General features: G+C 58.1%; 12 protein-coding genes. 5 read left to right on the top strand and 7 right to left on the bottom strand.

Features of this window, described 5'->3' with window-relative positions:
• Positions 1-7: 7 nt before the first annotated feature.
• Together HX824_RS09250 and HX824_RS09245 are read right to left on the bottom strand one after the other, a co-directional pair.
• Positions 8-4,783, bottom strand: a complete 4,776-nt coding sequence (locus HX824_RS09250) for an RHS repeat domain-containing protein (protein WP_177054453.1) — start codon at positions 4,781-4,783, stop codon at positions 8-10.
• 46 nt (positions 4,784-4,829) lie between these two features.
• Positions 4,830-5,855, bottom strand: a complete 1,026-nt coding sequence (locus HX824_RS09245) for a hypothetical protein (RefSeq protein WP_032899432.1) — start codon at positions 5,853-5,855, stop codon at positions 4,830-4,832.
• A 254-nt stretch (positions 5,856-6,109) separates the two neighbouring features.
• On the opposite strand from HX824_RS09245, the gene HX824_RS09240 reads away from it, so the two are divergent.
• Entirely contained in the window at positions 6,110-7,246 is a 1,137-nt protein-coding gene (locus HX824_RS09240; RefSeq protein ID WP_102369871.1) for an FAD-binding oxidoreductase, read from the top strand.
• Between the two features lie 68 nt (positions 7,247-7,314).
• Here the strand turns inward: HX824_RS09240 and moaE are convergent, their stop codons facing one another.
• The 5 genes from moaE to HX824_RS09215 form a co-directional block, all read right to left on the bottom strand.
• The gene (gene moaE / locus HX824_RS09235; protein ID WP_087692831.1) at positions 7,315-7,764 is read right to left on the bottom strand and encodes a molybdopterin synthase catalytic subunit MoaE; all 450 of its coding nucleotides are present in this window, start codon (positions 7,762-7,764) and stop codon (positions 7,315-7,317) included.
• A gap of 2 nt (positions 7,765-7,766) precedes the next feature.
• A complete protein-coding gene (gene moaD, locus HX824_RS09230) occupies positions 7,767-8,009 on the bottom strand; it encodes a molybdopterin converting factor subunit 1 (protein ID WP_003216306.1) in 243 nt (80 codons plus the stop codon).
• Positions 8,006-8,479: a cyclic pyranopterin monophosphate synthase MoaC gene (moaC, locus tag HX824_RS09225; RefSeq protein ID WP_008435663.1), complete on the bottom strand. Its 474-nt coding sequence runs from the start codon at positions 8,477-8,479 to the stop codon at positions 8,006-8,008. The genes moaD and moaC overlap by 4 nt, the downstream gene beginning before the upstream one ends.
• 164 nt (positions 8,480-8,643) lie before the next feature.
• Entirely contained in the window at positions 8,644-10,038 is a 1,395-nt protein-coding gene (locus tag HX824_RS09220; RefSeq protein ID WP_008435664.1) for a PhoH family protein, read from the bottom strand.
• 349 nt (positions 10,039-10,387) lie between these two features.
• Entirely contained in the window at positions 10,388-11,512 is a 1,125-nt protein-coding gene (locus HX824_RS09215) for a polysaccharide deacetylase family protein (protein ID WP_134327296.1), read from the bottom strand.
• Between the two features lie 295 nt (positions 11,513-11,807).
• Here HX824_RS09215 and yaaA point away from each other — a divergent pair, with 295 nt between their 5' ends.
• From yaaA to HX824_RS09195, 4 genes are all read left to right on the top strand, one after another.
• Positions 11,808-12,587 carry a peroxide stress protein YaaA gene (gene yaaA / locus HX824_RS09210; RefSeq protein WP_177054452.1) on the top strand — a complete coding sequence of 260 codons (780 nt, stop codon included), beginning with the start codon at positions 11,808-11,810 and terminating at the stop codon, positions 12,585-12,587.
• Positions 12,588-13,455: 868 nt separating this feature from the next.
• Positions 13,456-14,772: a nucleotide sugar dehydrogenase gene (locus tag HX824_RS09205; protein WP_003216295.1), complete on the top strand. Its 1,317-nt coding sequence runs from the start codon at positions 13,456-13,458 to the stop codon at positions 14,770-14,772.
• 84 nt (positions 14,773-14,856) lie between these two features.
• Positions 14,857-16,338 carry a mannuronan synthase gene (gene alg8 / locus HX824_RS09200; RefSeq protein WP_003216294.1) on the top strand — a complete coding sequence of 494 codons (1,482 nt, stop codon included), beginning with the start codon at positions 14,857-14,859 and terminating at the stop codon, positions 16,336-16,338.
• A gap of 36 nt (positions 16,339-16,374) precedes the next feature.
• Positions 16,375-17,544: an alginate biosynthesis protein Alg44 gene (locus HX824_RS09195; protein WP_003216292.1), complete on the top strand. Its 1,170-nt coding sequence runs from the start codon at positions 16,375-16,377 to the stop codon at positions 17,542-17,544.
• Positions 17,545-17,575: the final 31 nt, after the last annotated feature.

The following is a 17,575-nucleotide window of genomic DNA, read 5'->3' as shown; positions in this document are numbered from 1 at the left end:
GAAGACCTCAGGCCGAATTCCATTCGGCCAGGATGGGTTGGCGAACACGCGAGGCCTCCTGCGAAAAGGCCTCATGGAAAGTGAAGCTGCTGCCCGACATATCGACAAGGCGATGGGCCTGAGGCTGGGGTTGCGGCTGCCCCAGTGGCTGCTGCAAGTTCTCGGCATCGCCCCCGATAGGCGCTGCCGGCTGGCGCTTTCTGATCCGACCGTCGACCGAGCGGTACAGATTGACCACGCGCAAGCCAAAACGCGTCACCCCCCAGGCTTGGCTTGGCAGCGTAATGTCATTGAAGAACTTGTAAGAAGCACCGGTCAGCAACTTGCCAGCGGCCTGCAATCCGGCCCTTGCTTGGGAACTCAATAGACTGAAGCTTCGGACCGCCGGGCTTGCGGCGACTTCAACCGCCCGGGAAGCGCCCGTCGCCGCTATGCCTGCGCCCCCTAAACTGGCCGCGACACCCACCGCTGCAAAGGTCAGCGATGCCCAGTTCAGGACGTTGATTTGACGGGAGCGATCCCAGCCCATCTGATTGTCGACCGCCTCAACGCTCAGTGCGGCAATCCCCAACGTCCCACCTACCGAGGCCGCGCCTGAGGCTACCAACAGCGCGCTCTTGCCAGCAATGGTCAGTGCAGCGGCTTGAGCGCCGATGGCAGCGAGCAAGCCCGCGGTTGCAAGCCCAGCGGTGACCACCGACATGCCTAGTGCAACACCGGTCAGTGCCCACCGGGCCCATGTTGGAAAACTGAAGAGGCCGCTGGGGTCCGACCAATTCACCGGGTCACCGCCACAATAGGCGTAGCTGTTGATCCCGCCCTCGTCAAAAGGACTGAGGGGATCAGGAGAGAGAAACACCATGAGTTCGGGATCATAGGCACGGCGCCCATTACCCAGGTGATAGAGGTTGACCGGTACGTCCAGCCGTTCGCCGTTGTATGCGGGCAGTTGCAGATGGACCATCGAAGGAGGCGTGCCATCTGCCAAGGCGATCCTGGCGTCACCGTAGGGCGCGTACTGCCGGCGCACCTGCTCCATGCCCGGCGCCACCGCACCGCGGACACTGCCAGCGCCGTCATTGACCAGTAGTTGCTCGCGATTACCGTGATCACGGTAGGCCAGCACCTGGTCGCCGTCGCGCACGTAATGCACCCGTTTACTGCCCTCCACCAGCGTGTCGAGCCGATCTCCGGCATAGGCCAGCATCACGGGGGCTTCGTTGCCTCGCGCAGCAAGCACCTGGCGTGCTTCGCCGTCGTATTGATAGCTGTACCTGAGGGCGTCGACCTGCACACCAGTGAGCTGGTCAAAACCGTTGTACGCAAAGCTGCGGCTGGAGGTGCCCTGCTGCAAATTACCGGAGGCGTCATAGCTCAGGGTCAGGTTTTGCACCGGGTTAGTGTGGGTTACGCGCGTCAGGCAAGCAGGATCTTGACCCTGGAAAAAACGCTCGCTACGGTCGCTATCGCCATCGGTAAATGTCGTCTGCACTTCGGTCATATTATCGAGACCGTCGTAACTGAAATGCTGCTGCTTGATCGCCCGACCCAATCGATCCATGGGGAATTGCGTGCCGTCGCACACATAGGATTTGAGCCGCGAATAACCATCGTAAGTGAACGTCTCGCCCGTGACCACGGCGTCATTCGCATCTTTCAACGTGCGAGTGGCCAGCAGGCCATCGTCGTAATAGGTGCTGACGATGTTCTGCAGTAGCGCACCGAACTGATCCAGCTTACGTTCTGACTCACGCCCCCATGCGTCATAGACCACCGAGTCGGTAAGACGCATGAATTGGTAACTGAGGGTTCGCGCCGATGGGCGCCCCAGGCTGTCGTAAGCCTGGATCGTGCCGATAAAACCGGTGGTTGTCTGTTGGAGGCGTCCGAACAGGTCATATTTCAGGTCACTGCGCTGCCCATCCGCCGAGGTATGCCGCAACAGCCGCCCACCCGGTGAGTAGCTGGTCAGGCTAGTCAATGCCTGACTGCCCAGCGTCTGAACTTCCTTGGCGAGATAGCCGTTCTCGTCGTAACTCATCTCATGCCTGAGCCCGGCTGTAAGGGATTGTCGCATCGCGCCACTGATGGGGTCGTACTCAAGGTCTATCGGCGCATGCCCTGCCATCTGGACGCCCGTCAATGTTTCCAGCTCGAGGTCATACCGGTACTCCTGGCGGTCACCGCGCGGCGAAGTCACCGCCACTGGCGCAACCTGGTTGGGCTTGTACTCCCAGGTCGTGGCTGTTGCGTTGCCACGCGCTTGGGAAATGACGCGGCCCAGGCTGTCGTATTCACGCGTGCCAAGCAGCTTGCTGTCTACGGTGAGGGTGCGCACCATTGGCTCACTGGTGCCAAGCGCATACGTCGTCAACCGCTCACGGGGCGGCGTTCCGTCGGAGGGGGTTTCCAGGCTGCGCACCACACGATCAAAAATGTCATAGGCGTATTCAGTCTTGGTCTTCCTGGCATCGATGCGCTCCGTGCAGCGGCCCAGCCCGTCATAAGTACGGGTTTCCACCACAATGCGCGCACCGCCAACGCTCACCCGCTCAACCCGTGCCGGTTGATTGTGTTCGTTGAACCAGGTTTCCAGTTGCGCGTCACCTTGCACCCCCGTCACCCGGCGGTTGAGGAGCGGGTCATATTCATCGATCAATACCCGACCATCGGGTTGAGTTACCGTCCACGGGTTGCCCCAGATGTTATAGGCGTGGCTGGTTTTCAATGTACGTGGCCCATCACCCAGATAATCCAGACGGGTTTGCTTCACGAGCCGCCCGAGTGCGTCGTACGCCCAGGAACCCAGAAGCCTGTCATTGTCCGCGATGCCATCAAGCGATTGCGCAGAAGAGAGCTGGCGTCCCATGCCATCGAAATACGTGAAGAGCACGGTGCCTTGTGCATCCGTGGTGACCAAATGGGCCATCTTGGCTCCGGCCGAAAAGTGATAGGCATAACGACGTCGGGCCATCTGGAGCGTGCCTGGCGCGGCGGTTTCCGATGTCAGCCGCCCACTGACATCGTACGTCATCGCCAGGCTGCCGACGGCATCACGTGTCATGTCGAGCAGACGCTGATTGGTCAGTGACCACGTGCGCGCGGACTCGAGCCATTGACCAGGCTCACGCCCCTTCAAGCTCCGGACTTCGGTGATCGAGTCGCCATTGAAGGTGCAGGTGAAATCGGAGACCAGAGAGAGCTTGTCGATCGTCGTCGTGGAGCTTTTCAAGCGACCATGCAGGGCGGGGTTGGCGGCCACAGAATGATAGGTATAAGACGTATGGGTGCCCCCTTCAAGGTTGATGGCAAGCGGCATGACGAAGTAGCCGCCCCCCGTTATCGAGACGTCGGTGTGGGAATGTTCAGTGGTCCGAGCCGCAGTGGTCGATCTGGCCGGGAAAAGCTTTTCCAGCTTCAGGTAACGTTGAAAGAGTCCATGGGGGTCGGCAGGGCATCTTCGGGGCTCGCCGGTCACCGGGTAATAAGTGTATTCGGTGCGTACGCCGGAGGCCTCGGTGCGGCTTAGTTCGTTGCCGAAGTCATCGGTGGTAATACTGACCACTTCCGCCCTTGGGAGTTTGCCACTCTGGGGATACAGCTCAAAGGTCTTGGTGATGCGGCTCGGAAGTTGGAGATTGGCGGGCTGATTTGGAAACTGGATGCCCAGAACTTCATTGTAGACAGTCTCGGTTTTGACCTGGCTGCCATTGGCTAGCATTAATTCCTCAGTCATCAGGTGAAAACGATTATAAGTGGCGCGGGTCGACCGCAGGGGCTTGCCATTATTATCAACGTAAGTTTCTTCCGCCCAATAAGCGTACTCGCTATCCACCCGATACAAATTATCCTGGCCCTGGCGAAATCCGCCATTAAGAGGATATCCCGTGAAGTTACGGTTGGGACTGTATTTATAAGAGCGGACGACAGAGGGCTGCCCGCGTCCGGGGTTTTGCTCCCAGTAGGTGACGACCGGAATATACAAACGGGCATCGTATTGATGCCCATTTGAGTTATACCGAATTATCTCCTGCCCCCCCATGGGTGTCATAACCTGCGAAATAGCTACCATTGCATCAGGCAACCTGAGGTACTGAAACGAATAGGCCTCACTTGCGACTGGCCCTGCCAAGTCATAAGGAACCGTGACCTTGGTCAGTTGATTGTCGATATGAGTATATTCAAATCGCGTACGGGCATAACGATTACCATCAATTAGTGTATCGGCGGTTACCAGCGATCCGGCGGAATACTTCAACATCAACAGGTCGGTTTCTTTATCGTCAACAATGCTCTGCAATAAGTTATTACCGCCATACCGGAAGGTCAGCCGCTCGCCATTTTCGAACTGGATGGCACTGATCTTATAGGGACCGGGAATGCTGAGGGGACGCAGGATTTCGACAGTGCCATCCTTGTAAATTACGTGCAGCGTATTTTGCGCAACCCGTTTTATGGTGAGGTCCTTCAACTTATGGTCGGTAATAACAGCATTGTCCCCTACGGAGGGCAGCCCTTGGGTTAGATATTGTTCACCGTTGAGTAGCGTAAGCTTGAAGCTGTTCGGGTCAAATTCGGTATTCGACAAGCTCCAGCCTTTACCGTAGCCACTGTTGCGGGTATCCATCATCGAGAACGCCAAGGCAATCTCTCGGCTGATCTCTAACGGCCCTTTTGGGCTCAAGACTGCCAAACGAACCAGACACCCATACTGCCCGGTACGCAGGTCAACCGAACCGCCGAGGTGGGCGCTGAAATTAAACGCGTTCGAATAGATGTCCATAGGTCCACCGCTTCGCACTTGGAGAGGGGATGAAATGCCTGGAACGTCAGGGTTTTGAAGTGGCGCGCAGCACCATCACATTGTAATTGTCGGTCTCGGTCAGGTAATAGTGATGCGAGCAGCCATAACTATCGACCATTGTCCAAATACTGGCCCCTTGTTGATCGGTGTTGGGGTTATTCAACCAGGCCTTGACTCGCGCAGCACGCATGATGGTATTGCGCTTGTTCGCAGGAATTAGTTCATTTCCCCCTGAAGATTTTTTCAGCAGGCTATTCATTGTGATGTTTCCAACAGTATTACCCCGTATGACACCGCCGATCTGTCTAATACCGTGCCCAATGTCCCGAGTGTAGTAAATATCAAAGTGATCCCCCTGAACAGATGGATCTTTTAATTTTACGGGATCAGTCGGAGGTATATTCTCGACAAATCTCAACCCAAGGGGTGGCGTCCAATAATAAATATCCACATCCACACCCTGCACTGAAAAGGCGTCGGTATCAGCCCAATGATCGAGCCGCTCAGCAGACAATGTATAGGGCTCTTGACACTTAACAGTGACAGATGATTGATAATTAACATTATCTCTCTCCATATTGGTTGTATATGTTTTACGTCCCACCGTAATTTTTGCCATAAACTGCTGATTACCAGTTGATCTCAGATCACACCTCAGGTATCGCTTCTCATTTTCGAGCGGACCAATACCGGGCATCGGCTGAATAATAGGGTTAGAAGGGGCTGTAGCCATGCTGGGTTCCTCAAGCACCCCCGACCACCGCCCCATGTTAAATTCGTTCCTTTTTGTATCACAATACCATCCGGCCGGAATTGTCGCTTCTGGGTTTGTGGAATACTCAACCACCGTGGCACTTTCAAGCTCCGTCGCCTCAAAGGCTGCCAGCTCCCATATACCTTCAGCGTTTCTCCTCTCCTTTTGGACAATTATATTGACTTGACATTGCTGTTTGCCACCCAGATACACCTCATTATTAACTACATTGCCACCATCGCGAGGGAATTCAATATCAAACGTTTTTAAACGAACATTGGGATCTTCCGCTTTCATTTCCTTCTCCTTATCCAACATAGAGAACAGTTATCATCAACGCCACATCTTGTACCGGCCTGATGCAAGTAAGCGCTTTATAGAAGGGACCGCCTACTGTTAGAAATAACAGTTTTTCCGGAATTTTCAGGTCAAAAGGAAATAGCGATTTCCTGCTTTATCGCCAGGCTGAATATAAATGTGAAAGCGGGCTTGTGGGGGAGCAAGCAAGCCTGCACATTTGGTTTCAGCATTTTCAAATCCAGGAGGAACACATGAACCAGGCCGACTACCTCATCATCGGCGGTGGCATCGCCGGCGCATCCGCCGGCTACTGGCTGTCACACCATGCCCGCGTCATCGTGCTGGAACGCGAGTCGATGCCGGGTTACCACTCCACCGGCCGTTCCGCCGCCCTGTACATCGCCGCCTATGGCACGCCCCAGGTCCGCGCACTGACGCTGGGCAGCCGCGCCTTCTTCGATCAGCCGCCCGCAGGCTTTGCCGAGCACCCCTTGCTCACCCCACGGGGCGAATTGCTGGTGGACTTGATTGGCGACCCCGGTGAGTTGCAGCGCCAGTACCTGAGTGCCAAAGCCCTTGTGCCAGAAACGCGACTGCTCGACGTCGAGGAGTCGATGGCCATGATGCCGATCCTGCGCCGGGAAAAAGTCCATGGCGGGATCTACGACCCGACCGTGTGTGACATCGATACCGATGCGCTCTATCAAGGTTACCTGCGCGGCATTCGACGCAATGGCGGAGAAATCCACACCGACAGTGAGGTGCAGAAACTGACCCGCGACGGTCAGGGACTGTGGCAAGTGCGCACGGCCCAACAACACTTCAGCGCCCCGGTGATCATCAACGCCGCCGGCGCCTGGGCCGACCATATCGGCGAGTTGGCCGGTGCACAGAAAATCGGCCTGCAACCCAAACGTCGCAGCGCGTTCGTCTTCTCTCCACCCGCCGAGCTGAACATCCACGCATGGCCGGAGCTGGCGGCCCTCGATGGTTCGTTCTATATGAAACCCGACGCGGGCATGTTCCTCGGCTCACCGGCCAATGCCGACCCGGTGGAGCCCCACGATGTGCAACCGGAAGAGCTGGACATCGCCACGGGGATCTATCACATCGAAGAAGCCACCACCCTGAGTATCCGCCGACCTGCGCGGACCTGGGCCGGGCTGCGCAGTTTCGTCAGCGATGGTGATCTGGTCTGCGGGTTCGATCCACAGGTGGAGGGATTATTCTGGATTGCGGCTCAGGGCGGCTACGGGATCCAGACGTCTCCGGCGATGGGCCAGGCCAGTGCGGCGCTGGTGCGCGGCAAGCCTTTGCCGGATGCATTGGCGGCGTTCGGGTTGACCGAAGCGATGCTTTCTCCACACCGGCTGCACGCCTCGACCTGACCTGTGTGGCGGGGGAGCTTGCTGTGGGGAGGGAGCTCCCTCGCCACAGCAAGCTCCCTCGCCACACGTTATTTCCAGCGGTCAGCGGCTGCGTGATCGCTGTCGCGCCCTTCCACCCAGCGTGGCCCTTCGCTGGTGTTTTCCTTCTTCCAGAACGGAGCGCGCGTCTTCAGGTAGTCCATCACAAAGGCGCAGGCATCGAACGCGGCCTGACGATGGGCGCTGGCCGCCGCAACAAACACGATCGGCTCACCCGGCTCCAGGGCGCCAATGCGATGCAACACTTCCAGCTTGAGCAGCGGCCAGCGTTGCTCGGCCTCCACGGCGATTTTGCCGAGGGCCTTTTCAGTCATGCCCGGGTAGTGTTCGAGGAACATCCCTGCCACATCCAGGCCATCATTGAAGTCGCGCACATAGCCGACAAAACTCACCACCGCGCCTACGCCCACATTGGCCGCATGCATCGCATTGACCTCGGCGCCGGGATCAAACGCCTCGGCCTGCACCCGAATCGCCATGGTCAGCCTCCGGTCACGGGCGGGAAGAATGCCACTTCGTCGCCAGCTTGCAGCGGCTCTTCAAGGTCGCACAGTTCCTGGTTACGAGCGCACATCAGGCTGGCCTCATTGAGCACTGCGAATTCCGGGTCACCGGCCAATGCCTGGCGTACAGCGTCGACCGTCGCGAAGTCACCTTCCATCTCCAGGGAGTCCAGGCCAATCGCTTCGCTGTAGCGCGCAAAAAACAGTACGTTGATGCTCATGCCTGGTCCGCCTTGAAATGCCCGCTCTTGCCGCCGAGTTTCTCCAGCAGCCGAATGGTTTCGATGGTCATGCCACGGTCCACGGCCTTGCACATGTCGTAGATCGTCAGGGCGGCAACACTGGCCGCGGTCAACGCTTCCATCTCCACGCCGGTCTGCCCGGAGAGTTTGCAGCGGGCGACGATGCGCACCGCGTCCAGGCCATCGGCACTGAGCTCGACCTTGACCCCGGTGAGCATCAACGGGTGGCACAGGGGAATCAGATCACTGGTTTTTTTTGCGGCCTGGATCCCGGCGATACGGGCCACGGCAAACACGTCGCCCTTGGGGTGGGCGCCGTCGACAATCATTTTCAGGGTCTCGGGCAACATGCGCACCCGCGCTTCGGCCACGGCTTCACGGAACGTCACGGCTTTTTCAGTGACGTCGACCATGTGGGCGCGACCTTGGGAATCGAGATGAGTCAGCACAGGGATACTCCTGATCAGGAGCTCCGATTGTAAACCCAACGCCGATCAAATGTGGGAGCTGGCTTTTGTGGGAGTCGGGCTTGCCCGCGATGCAGGCACCTCGGTATGTCAGTTACACCGAGGTGATGCTATCGCAGGCAAGCCAGCTCCCACATTGACCGTGGTTACAGGTGAGATTCGGCGTATTCGGCCAGAATCGAACGAGGGACACCTTGCAAGGCGATGTGCACGCCGTTCGGGAAGTCCTTGAAGCGTTCCGTCAGGTAAGTCAGCCCGGAGCTGGTCGCGGACAGGTAAGGGGTGTCGATCTGTGCCAGGTTGCCCAGGCACACCACTTTGGAACCGGCGCCGGCTCGGGTGATGATGGTTTTCATCTGGTGCGGCGTGAGGTTCTGGCATTCATCGATCAAAATCAGGCTCTGCTGGAAGCTGCGACCTCGAATGTAGTTGAGGGATTTGAACTGCAACGGCACTTTGCTGAGGATGTAATCGACGCTGCCATGGGTGTTTTCGTCATCCATGTGCAAGGCTTCGAGGTTGTCGGTGATCGCCCCCAGCCACGGCTCCATTTTTTCCGCTTCGGTGCCGGGCAGGAAACCGATTTCCTGGTCCAGGCCCTGCACGCTGCGGGTGGCGATGATGCGGCGATAGCGTTTGGTAACCATGGTCTGTTCGATGGCGGCGGCCAGGGCGAGGATGGTTTTCCCCGAACCTGCGGCGCCGGTCAGGTTGACCAGGTGGATGTCCGGATCAAGCAAGGCATACAGCGCCAGGCTCTGGTAGATATCACGCGGTTTCAGGCCCCAGGCTTCCTGGTGCAACAGGGGTTCCTGATGCAGGTCGAGGATCAGCAGCTTGTCGACCTGGATCTCTTTGATCCAGCCCACAAAACCCTGTTCGTCGATGATGAATTCGTTGATGTGCACAGCCGGCAGGTTGTCGATCAGCTGTACCTGGTGCCAGGTGCGGCCATGGTCCTGACGGGTTTCGACCTTGCTGACGCGATCCCAGAACGAGCCGGTCATGGTGTGATAACCACGAGACAGCATCGACACGTCGTCAACCAGTTGGTCGGTACTGTAGTCCTCGGCAGCGATCCCACACGCTCGTGCCTTGAGGCGCATATTGATGTCTTTGGTCACCAGCACCAGGCGCAGATCCTTGTCGCGTGCGTGCAGGTCGATCAATTGGTTGATGATTTTGTTGTCGTTCAGATTTTCCGGCAGCAGGCTGTTGGGCTCGCTGCGCTTGTTCATCAGAATCGACAGCAAGCCCTTGGGCCCGCCTTTGCCACGCTGGATCGGTACGCCCACCTCGACGTCGTCGGGGGAGGCTTCGCCGAGGGTCTTGTCGATCAGGCGGATGGCCTGGCGGCATTCGGCGGCAACGCTGTGGTGCCCGCTTTTGAGTTTGTCGAGCTCCTCAAGCACGATCATCGGGATGGCGACGTGGTGTTCTTCGAAGTTGAGCAGTGCGTTTGGATCGTGAATCAGTACATTGGTATCAAGCACATAAAGGATTGGCTGGTCGGAAGAAGGGTTACGTCCATGATCATCCATACTCGGTCACCTTTGTGGGAGCCAGTCGACGCAATACCGCGACAGTGCTGCGCCTCGATTCGACCGTCGAACGCACTTGAGGGGCGTCAAGTGCGGTGCACACAAGAGGTGTCTTGGAAGACGCCACCTGTGTTGCAGGTTTCGGCTGTCTGTCTTCGTAATACCGCAAAACACATGACAGGAAAAAGCACTTTGACGCTTTTTTGAAGTTTATTTTTCAGGATGACGAATAGCACTAGGCGCGCCGGCATTGCACCGTTAAAGTCGGAAGTCCGCCTGTATCGAAATACCTCCCAAATTCCCCCCTGAAAAACCTCAGCCCCAACAGGGCCGGGCTTTTCGTGCTTTTTTAGCGAAACGCTTCGCGGCAATCCTGCCAGCCGAGTCCACTTTCTGCCGTGGCGTGTAAAAGCCAGGGTAAAGCGATGCGCGCCTTGTCCTGGGTGTCGTGGAAGACGATCACCCCGCGCCGCCACAACAGCATCAGTGTGAGCACGCGGTTCGCCGACTCATCAGCCTTGAGCTTGCCGGGTTCGTCTTCCGAGTCGATGTCCCACAAGGCCACTTGCAGCCCTTGTGACTGGAAAAATCCCTGGCTGTCGGACCGGCGCTGACCGTACGGCGGGCGGAACAGCGGCAGGTAGTTTTCCGGCATCAGGTTTTGCGCCAGGGAGGCGCTGCGGGTGATGGACGACTGCCAGTCGACCCAGTGGCTATGGGAGCGGTACTGCCAGCCCTGGATGCCGACGCACTGGCCCTGGTACAGCGCCTGCACATCGGTGGCCGAGCTTTTCTCGACGCGGGTTTGCAGGCTGTTGCCGAGCACGAAGAAGAGGCCGTGCATTTTCTGTTTGCGCAGGTAGTCGGCGAGCCAGTCGGTATTGCCGCTGACCGGGGACGGTCCGCTGTCGAAGGTCAGCAGGAACATCCGGTCGTTGAGTTCGTCGCCGTTGCGTTCGTGATCACCGAAGCGCGCGATTTCGCTGCTGATCTGGGGGAACAGGGCGGCCTTGCGCAACTGTTCATCCAGGTAGCGCTCGTGGAATGCGCGGCTGGGGCCGGCCCAGCCTATATAGAAGGAGTTGTCGCTGACTTCGAATTTGGCGGCTTGTTCGCGCAGGTCGTCCATGTTTTCCACCAGGTAGCAGAAGGAGGCGTCCTGTTCGCAGCTCTGTTGGGCGAAGGTGTAGTTTTCCAATAGCCGTTGCCAGAGTTGACGGCGCAGGTCGTCGATCGAGGCCTGGTTGATGATCTTCAGGCCCAGGCGCTGCTTGAGGGCGGGCTCGTCGAGGGATTCGCTGGCGAGCAGGGTGTGGGCGAACATCAGGATTTCTGCGCGTGAGGCGACGTCGAACAGGGCGGGGCTGCTGAGGCGTTCGGGCCAGGTGCCGCGGTCCAGGGTCGCGACATCCACAGGGGCGGCTTGGGCGCCCAGGCAGATGAGCCAGGCTGACAGTAAAAGCGCAATTCGCACGAAGGGTCTCCCTTTCCAGAGTCGTCGGGCACTATAGCCGATCGTGTGGGGGCGCTATTGGGTTGGTGTGTATATGCGTTATTTGAGTGATGGCTTGTATTGGTTCCGCTCTTACAGCGGCTCACTTTTGAACGCTTTTGCAAAGTGACTCGCTGTAAGAGCGAAACCATAAGCCGCCGTAACCGCAGAAACGGATATGCCCCCCCAACGACCGCACAGCTATCTATCACCATCATAGGTGGAGTCAAACCGCCCTACCCCCTAGAATCCCCCCACGATTAAAGGAGACGACTTCATGCTGACGGTGATTTCCCCCGCCAAAACCCTCGATTTCGAGTCAAAGCCGGTCACCCCGCGCTTCACCCAGCCGCAATACCTCGACCACTCCCAGGAGCTGATCGAACAACTGCGCGAACTCAGCCCGGCGCAAATCAGCGAACTGATGCACGTCTCCGACAAAATCGGCGGCCTCAACGCCGCACGCTTCGGCAGCTGGACCCCCGCCTTCACCCCCACCAACGCCAAACAAGCCCTGCTGGCATTCAAGGGCGACGTCTACACCGGCCTCAACGCCGAAACACTCAAGGACGCCGACTTCACCTACGCCCAGGACCACCTGCGCATGCTCTCCGGCCTGTACGGCCTGCTGCGGCCACTGGACCTGATGATGCCGTACCGCCTCGAAATGGGCACCAAACTGCCCAACGCCCGTGGCAAGGACCTGTACGCTTTCTGGGGCACCCGCATCAGCGAGTGGCTCAACGAAGCCCTGGCCGAACAAGGCGATGACGTGCTGCTCAACCTCGCGTCCAACGAGTACTTCTCGGCAGTCAAACGCCCGGCATTGAATGCGCGAATCATCAACACCGAGTTCAAGGACCTGAAAAACGGCCAGTACAAGATCATCAGCTTCTACGCCAAGAAGGCCCGGGGCATGATGAGCCGCTTTGTGATTGAAGAACGCATCAACGACCCGGCCAGGCTCAAGGAGTTTGACGTGCAGGGTTATCGCTTCAATGCGGAGCAGTCAAAGCCGGATAACCTGGTGTTCCTGCGGGATCACGCCCCGGAATAACCTGACAACGAAGATCCAAATGTGGGAGCGGGCTTGCTCGCGAAAGCGGTGGTTCAGTCGATGCCTTTATTGCCTGACACGCCGCTTTCGCGAGCAAGCCCGCTCCCACATTTTGTTTGCATTCCAATTCCGGATTCGCCATTTATTTGGCGTCAAAAATAATTCTTCAGATTCCCTAACATTTATTTCACTCGACATTCGTCAATTTTTTTCGTAGTGGCACCACTTTTTTAAAACAGTAGTGGCACAAAACTATTTACCCCTCGCAACTCCCCGCAACTACTGGCCTAAATAGCAAGTGCTATCAGAATAGTACTAGTGCCATCTTTCCTAATATTTCAAGAAATTTCCGGAAACAGGATGAGTGGACAGGAACTATGTCCTAAAGCACCGCTCATACCACCGGTAACGATTATCTCTGAAGATGTAAGAGATGACTTACGTGGCGACCAAGGGAAGTAGCAAAGTTGTCATATAACTTTGACTCAATGGTCAAATCATCAACTGATTAGTTGAAGGCGGACGCAAAGGTTTCACTACTTTCTCCGACAAGGCCAAGGCTGAGCTCACCTGTATGGGTCAGTGAGACAACCCAAGCCGTTGATATATAAGGGCTCAAAGCCCCTGTCAACGCCTTGCGGCACTGGCGCCAGGCCCTTCCCCAGGAAGGCTGGCTGCATTTCAGGGCAAGCCCCAACAATAAGGCCAAGTTGCGCACAACTTGAGTGCATTAGTTAGTCACTCGACTTTTAGTATGCCTGCACTGGATATACCGACGTTTATTCGTCGCACTTCCCAGTGCCTGGGTGACGCTTCAAAACATGAACTCCGGCCATCTAGTGGCACGATTAACAATGAGGTAAATGCGATGCGCATCAGCATATTTGGTTTGGGTTACGTCGGCGCGGTATGTGCCGGTTGCCTGTCTGCACGGGGCCATGAGGTCGTTGGCGTAGACATCTCCAAGGAAAAGATTGACCTGATCAACGCGGGTAAATCCCCCATCGTTGAACCGGGTCTGGGCGAGCTGTTAAGCCAGGGCGTTCAAACCGGCCGACTGCGCGGCACCACCAATTTCGCCGAGGCAATACGTGATACCGACCTGTCGATGATTTGCGTCGGCACGCCGAGCAAGAAGAACGGCGACCTGGAACTCAACTACATCGAATCGGTGTGCCGCGAGATCGGTTTTGTCCTGCGTGACAAGACCTCCCGTCACACCATCGTGGTCCGCAGCACCGTGCTGCCAGGTACCGTGGCCAATGTGGTGATTCCGATTCTCGAAGACTGCTCGGGCAAGAAAGCCGGCGTCGACTTCGGCGTCGCCGTAAACCCTGAGTTCCTGCGTGAAAGCACCGCCATCGCCGACTACGACCTGCCGCCGATGACCGTCATCGGTGAATTCGACACCGCTTCCGGCGATGTCCTGCAGTCGCTGTACGAAGAACTCGACGCGCCGATCATCCGCAAGGACATCGCCGTCGCCGAGATGATCAAGTACACCTGCAACGTCTGGCATGCGACCAAAGTGACCTTCGCCAACGAGATCGGCAACATCGCCAAGGCGGTAGGTGTCGACGGTCGCGAAGTGATGGAAGTGGTCTGCCAGGACAAGACCCTCAACCTGTCCCAGTACTACATGCGCCCAGGCTTTGCCTTCGGCGGTTCCTGCCTGCCCAAGGACGTGCGCGCCCTGACATACCGCGCAGGTTCCCTGGACGTGGATGCGCCGCTGCTCAACTCACTGATGCGCAGCAACGAGTCACAGGTGCAAAACGCCTTCGACATCGTCTCCAGCCATGACAAACGCAAAGTCGCCCTGCTGGGCCTGAGCTTCAAGGCCGGCACCGATGACCTGCGCGAAAGCCCGCTGGTGGAACTGGCAGAGATGCTGATCGGCAAGGGTTTCGACCTGAGCATCTACGACAGCAACGTCGAATACGCTCGCGTACACGGCGCCAACAAGGACTACATCGAAGGCAAGATCCCTCACGTGTCGTCCCTGCTCAACTCGGACTTCGACGAAGTGATCAACAACTCCGACGTGATCATCCTGGGCAACCGCGACGAGAAGTTCCGTGCCCTGGCGCACAACGCACCCCACGGCAAGCAAGTGGTCGACCTGGTGGGCTTCATGTCCAAGGCCACCAGCGTGAGCGGCCGTACCGAAGGCATTTGCTGGTAACAGCAACGGCAAGTTTCAAGCGGCAAGCGTCCTGATCCCCGGCGCTTGCTGCTTGAAACCTCCTTCACCTGCGGAATGACGCCTATGTCCAAGTTAAAACACGTACTCCTCCAATCTGCCGGCTGGCTGTTTTTCCTGAGCCTGCTGATGGGACTCGCCCTGCTGTTGCCGGCGAGTACGTTCGACTCAGAGTCGAAGAATTTTATTTTCCTGATTGGCGCCGTCGGTATCTGGCGCTACTCGATGGGTGCTACGCATTTCTTTCGCGGCATGCTGTTCCTGTACGTGGTCTACCCGCACCTGCGGCGCAAAGTGCGCAAGCTGGGCAAGGCGGCAGACCCGTCCCACGTATTCCTGATGGTTACCAGCTTTCGGATCGACGCGCTGACCACGGCCCAGGTCTACAGCTCGGTGATCCGCGAGGCCATCGAATGTGGCTTCCCTACCACCGTGGTCTGCTCCCTGGTGGAAATGTCCGATGAGCTGCTGGTCAAGAGCCTGTGGGCCAGGATGAACCCGCCCGACCACGTCAAGCTGGACTTCGTGCGCATCGCCGGTACCGGCAAGCGTGACGGCCTGGCCTTCGGTTTTCGCGCCATCTCCCGCCACCTACCGGACAACCGCGCCGTAGTGGCCGTGATCGATGGCGACACCGTGCTCGCCGAGGGCGTAGTGCGCAAGACCGTGCCGTGGTTCCAGCTGTTCGGCAATGTCGGCGGCCTGACCACCAACGAGTTCTGCGAAGTGCGCGGCGGCTACATCATGAGCGAGTGGCACAAGCTGCGCTTCGCCCAGCGCCACATCAACATGTGCTCCATGGCCCTGTCCAAACGCGTGCTGACCATGACCGGCCGCATGTCGGTATTCCGCGCCAACGTGGTCACCGACCCGGGCTTCATTGCCGATGTGGAAAGCGACTCGCTGCAACACTGGCGCCTGGGCCGCTTCAAGTTTTTGACCGGTGACGACAAGTCCAGCTGGTTCAGCCTGATGCGCCTGGGCTACGACACTTTCTACGTACCGGACGCCGCGATCCACACCGTGGAACACCCGCCGGAAAAGAGCTTTATCAAGGCCAGCCGCAAACTGATGTTCCGCTGGTACGGCAACAACCTGCGCCAGAACTCACGTGCCCTGGGCCTGGGTATGCGTCGCCTGGGCCTGTTCACCAGCATCGTGCTGTTTGATCAACGCGTGTCGATGTGGACCTCTCTGCTGGGGCTGACCGTGGCGATCATCGCCACCTTCAAATACGGCGGCGCGTTCATCCTCGCCTACCTGCTGTGGATCGGCATCACCCGCCTGATTCTGACCCTGCTGCTGTCGTGCTCCGGCCACAAGATCGGCCCGGCTTACCCGGTGATTCTCTATTACAACCAGATCATGGGCGCGCTGGTGAAGATCTACGTGTTCTTCCGCCTTGATCAACAGTCCTGGACCCGCCAGGACACCAAACTGACCCGCGATTTGGCCAGCTTTCAACGTTGGTTCAACACCTGGTCGTCTCGGACCATGACCTTCTCCGCCGGCAGCATTTTCGTCGCCGTGTTGCTGATGATGGTTTGACCCTGCCAAGCCTGAATTAACTAGGAACTAAACACCATGAATAGCCCAGTAAACGCCAACGTTGTCCACGAATCCGAAGCCCAGCGCCAACACGCCCGGGTCAAAATCCCGGCCAAGCTGCGCTTCTTCGGCGCCGATCAAACACCGATGGAAGTGCGGGTGATCGACCTGTCCGCCGGCGGCCTGGCCTTCAACGCCCCGCAGCAGCCGCTGAAAGTCGGCGATGTGCACAAGGGTCGCTTGCAGTTCGTGATCGACAACCTGGGCCTGGCGATGGACGTCGAGCTGCAGATTCGCTCCTACGACCGCCAGACCGGCCGCACCGGTTGCCAGTTCCAGAACCTCGATGCACAAGACATCTCCACCCTGCGCCACCTGATCACCTCGCACCTGGCCGGTGACATCGTGACCATGGGTGACGTGCTGGCGACCCTGCAACGCGACAACTTCACCAAGGCGCGCAAGGTCAAGGACGGCGGCAGCAACATGAGCGTCGGTGGCCGCCTGCGGGCGGTGACTTTCAGCCTCGGGATCTTCGTGGTGGGCCTGGCGGCATTCGGCTTCGTGGTCAAATCGGTGTACGGCATGTACTTCGTCAGCCACGCCACCTCCGGCCTGGTGAGCGTGCCCGGGATGAACGTGACCATGCCCCGCGATGGCACCGTGCAAAGCCTGATCAAAGGCGATGCGGTCGCCGCCAAAGGCGCGCCATTGGCAACCTTCAGCACCAGCATGCTCGACGTACTCAAGGGCCATCTGGACGAAGACCAGCTGCAACCGGCCAAGGTCGAAGAGCTGTTCGGCAAGCAAATGACCGGCACCCTCACCTCCCCGTGCGACTGCGTCGTGGCCCAGCAACTGGTCGCCGACGGTCAGTACGCCAGCAAGGGCGACGTGATCTTCCAACTGGTGCCACGCGGCAGCCAGGCCAACGTTGATGCGCGCTTCTCCTATCGCCAGTTTGCCGACGTTCGCCCGGGCACCCGCGTGAACTTCCAGGTAGCGGATGAAGAGCAGGTACGCACCGGCACCATCGTCAGCAGCACCAGCCTGAACAGCAGCGAAATGTCCTCCGACATCCGCGTGCAGATCAAACCCGACGCCCCGCTGGACAGCACCTACGCCGGTCGCCCGGTTGAAGTGACCAGCGATCGCGGCCCGTCCCTGAACTGGCTGATCGACAAAGCCATGGCCAACGGTCTGTAAGCAGAGGACATGCCTGTGATGACTCTCTCAA

This window comes from Pseudomonas sp. D4002 (assembly GCF_013385665.1).
Taxonomy (GTDB): Bacteria; Pseudomonadota; Gammaproteobacteria; order Pseudomonadales; family Pseudomonadaceae; genus Aquipseudomonas.
The sequence above is the reverse complement of the archived record's forward strand: the minus strand, read 5'-3'. Positions and strand labels throughout refer to the sequence as shown.

Coding starts and splice junctions, on each gene's coding strand:
- HX824_RS09220 (WP_008435664.1), bottom strand. CDS start 10,038: ATGGATGATCATGGACGTAACCCTTCTTCCGACCAGCCAATCCTTTAT.
- HX824_RS09240 (WP_102369871.1), top strand. CDS start 6,110: ATGAACCAGGCCGACTACCTCATCATCGGCGGTGGCATCGCCGGCGCA.
- alg8 (WP_003216294.1), top strand. CDS start 14,857: ATGTCCAAGTTAAAACACGTACTCCTCCAATCTGCCGGCTGGCTGTTT.
- moaE (WP_087692831.1), bottom strand. CDS start 7,764: ATGGCGATTCGGGTGCAGGCCGAGGCGTTTGATCCCGGCGCCGAGGTC.
- HX824_RS09195 (WP_003216292.1), top strand. CDS start 16,375: ATGAATAGCCCAGTAAACGCCAACGTTGTCCACGAATCCGAAGCCCAG.
- moaD (WP_003216306.1), bottom strand. CDS start 8,009: ATGAGCATCAACGTACTGTTTTTTGCGCGCTACAGCGAAGCGATTGGC.
- HX824_RS09205 (WP_003216295.1), top strand. CDS start 13,456: ATGCGCATCAGCATATTTGGTTTGGGTTACGTCGGCGCGGTATGTGCC.
- HX824_RS09245 (WP_032899432.1), bottom strand. CDS start 5,855: ATGAAAGCGGAAGATCCCAATGTTCGTTTAAAAACGTTTGATATTGAA.
- HX824_RS09250 (WP_177054453.1), bottom strand. CDS start 4,783: ATGGACATCTATTCGAACGCGTTTAATTTCAGCGCCCACCTCGGCGGT.
- yaaA (WP_177054452.1), top strand. CDS start 11,808: ATGCTGACGGTGATTTCCCCCGCCAAAACCCTCGATTTCGAGTCAAAG.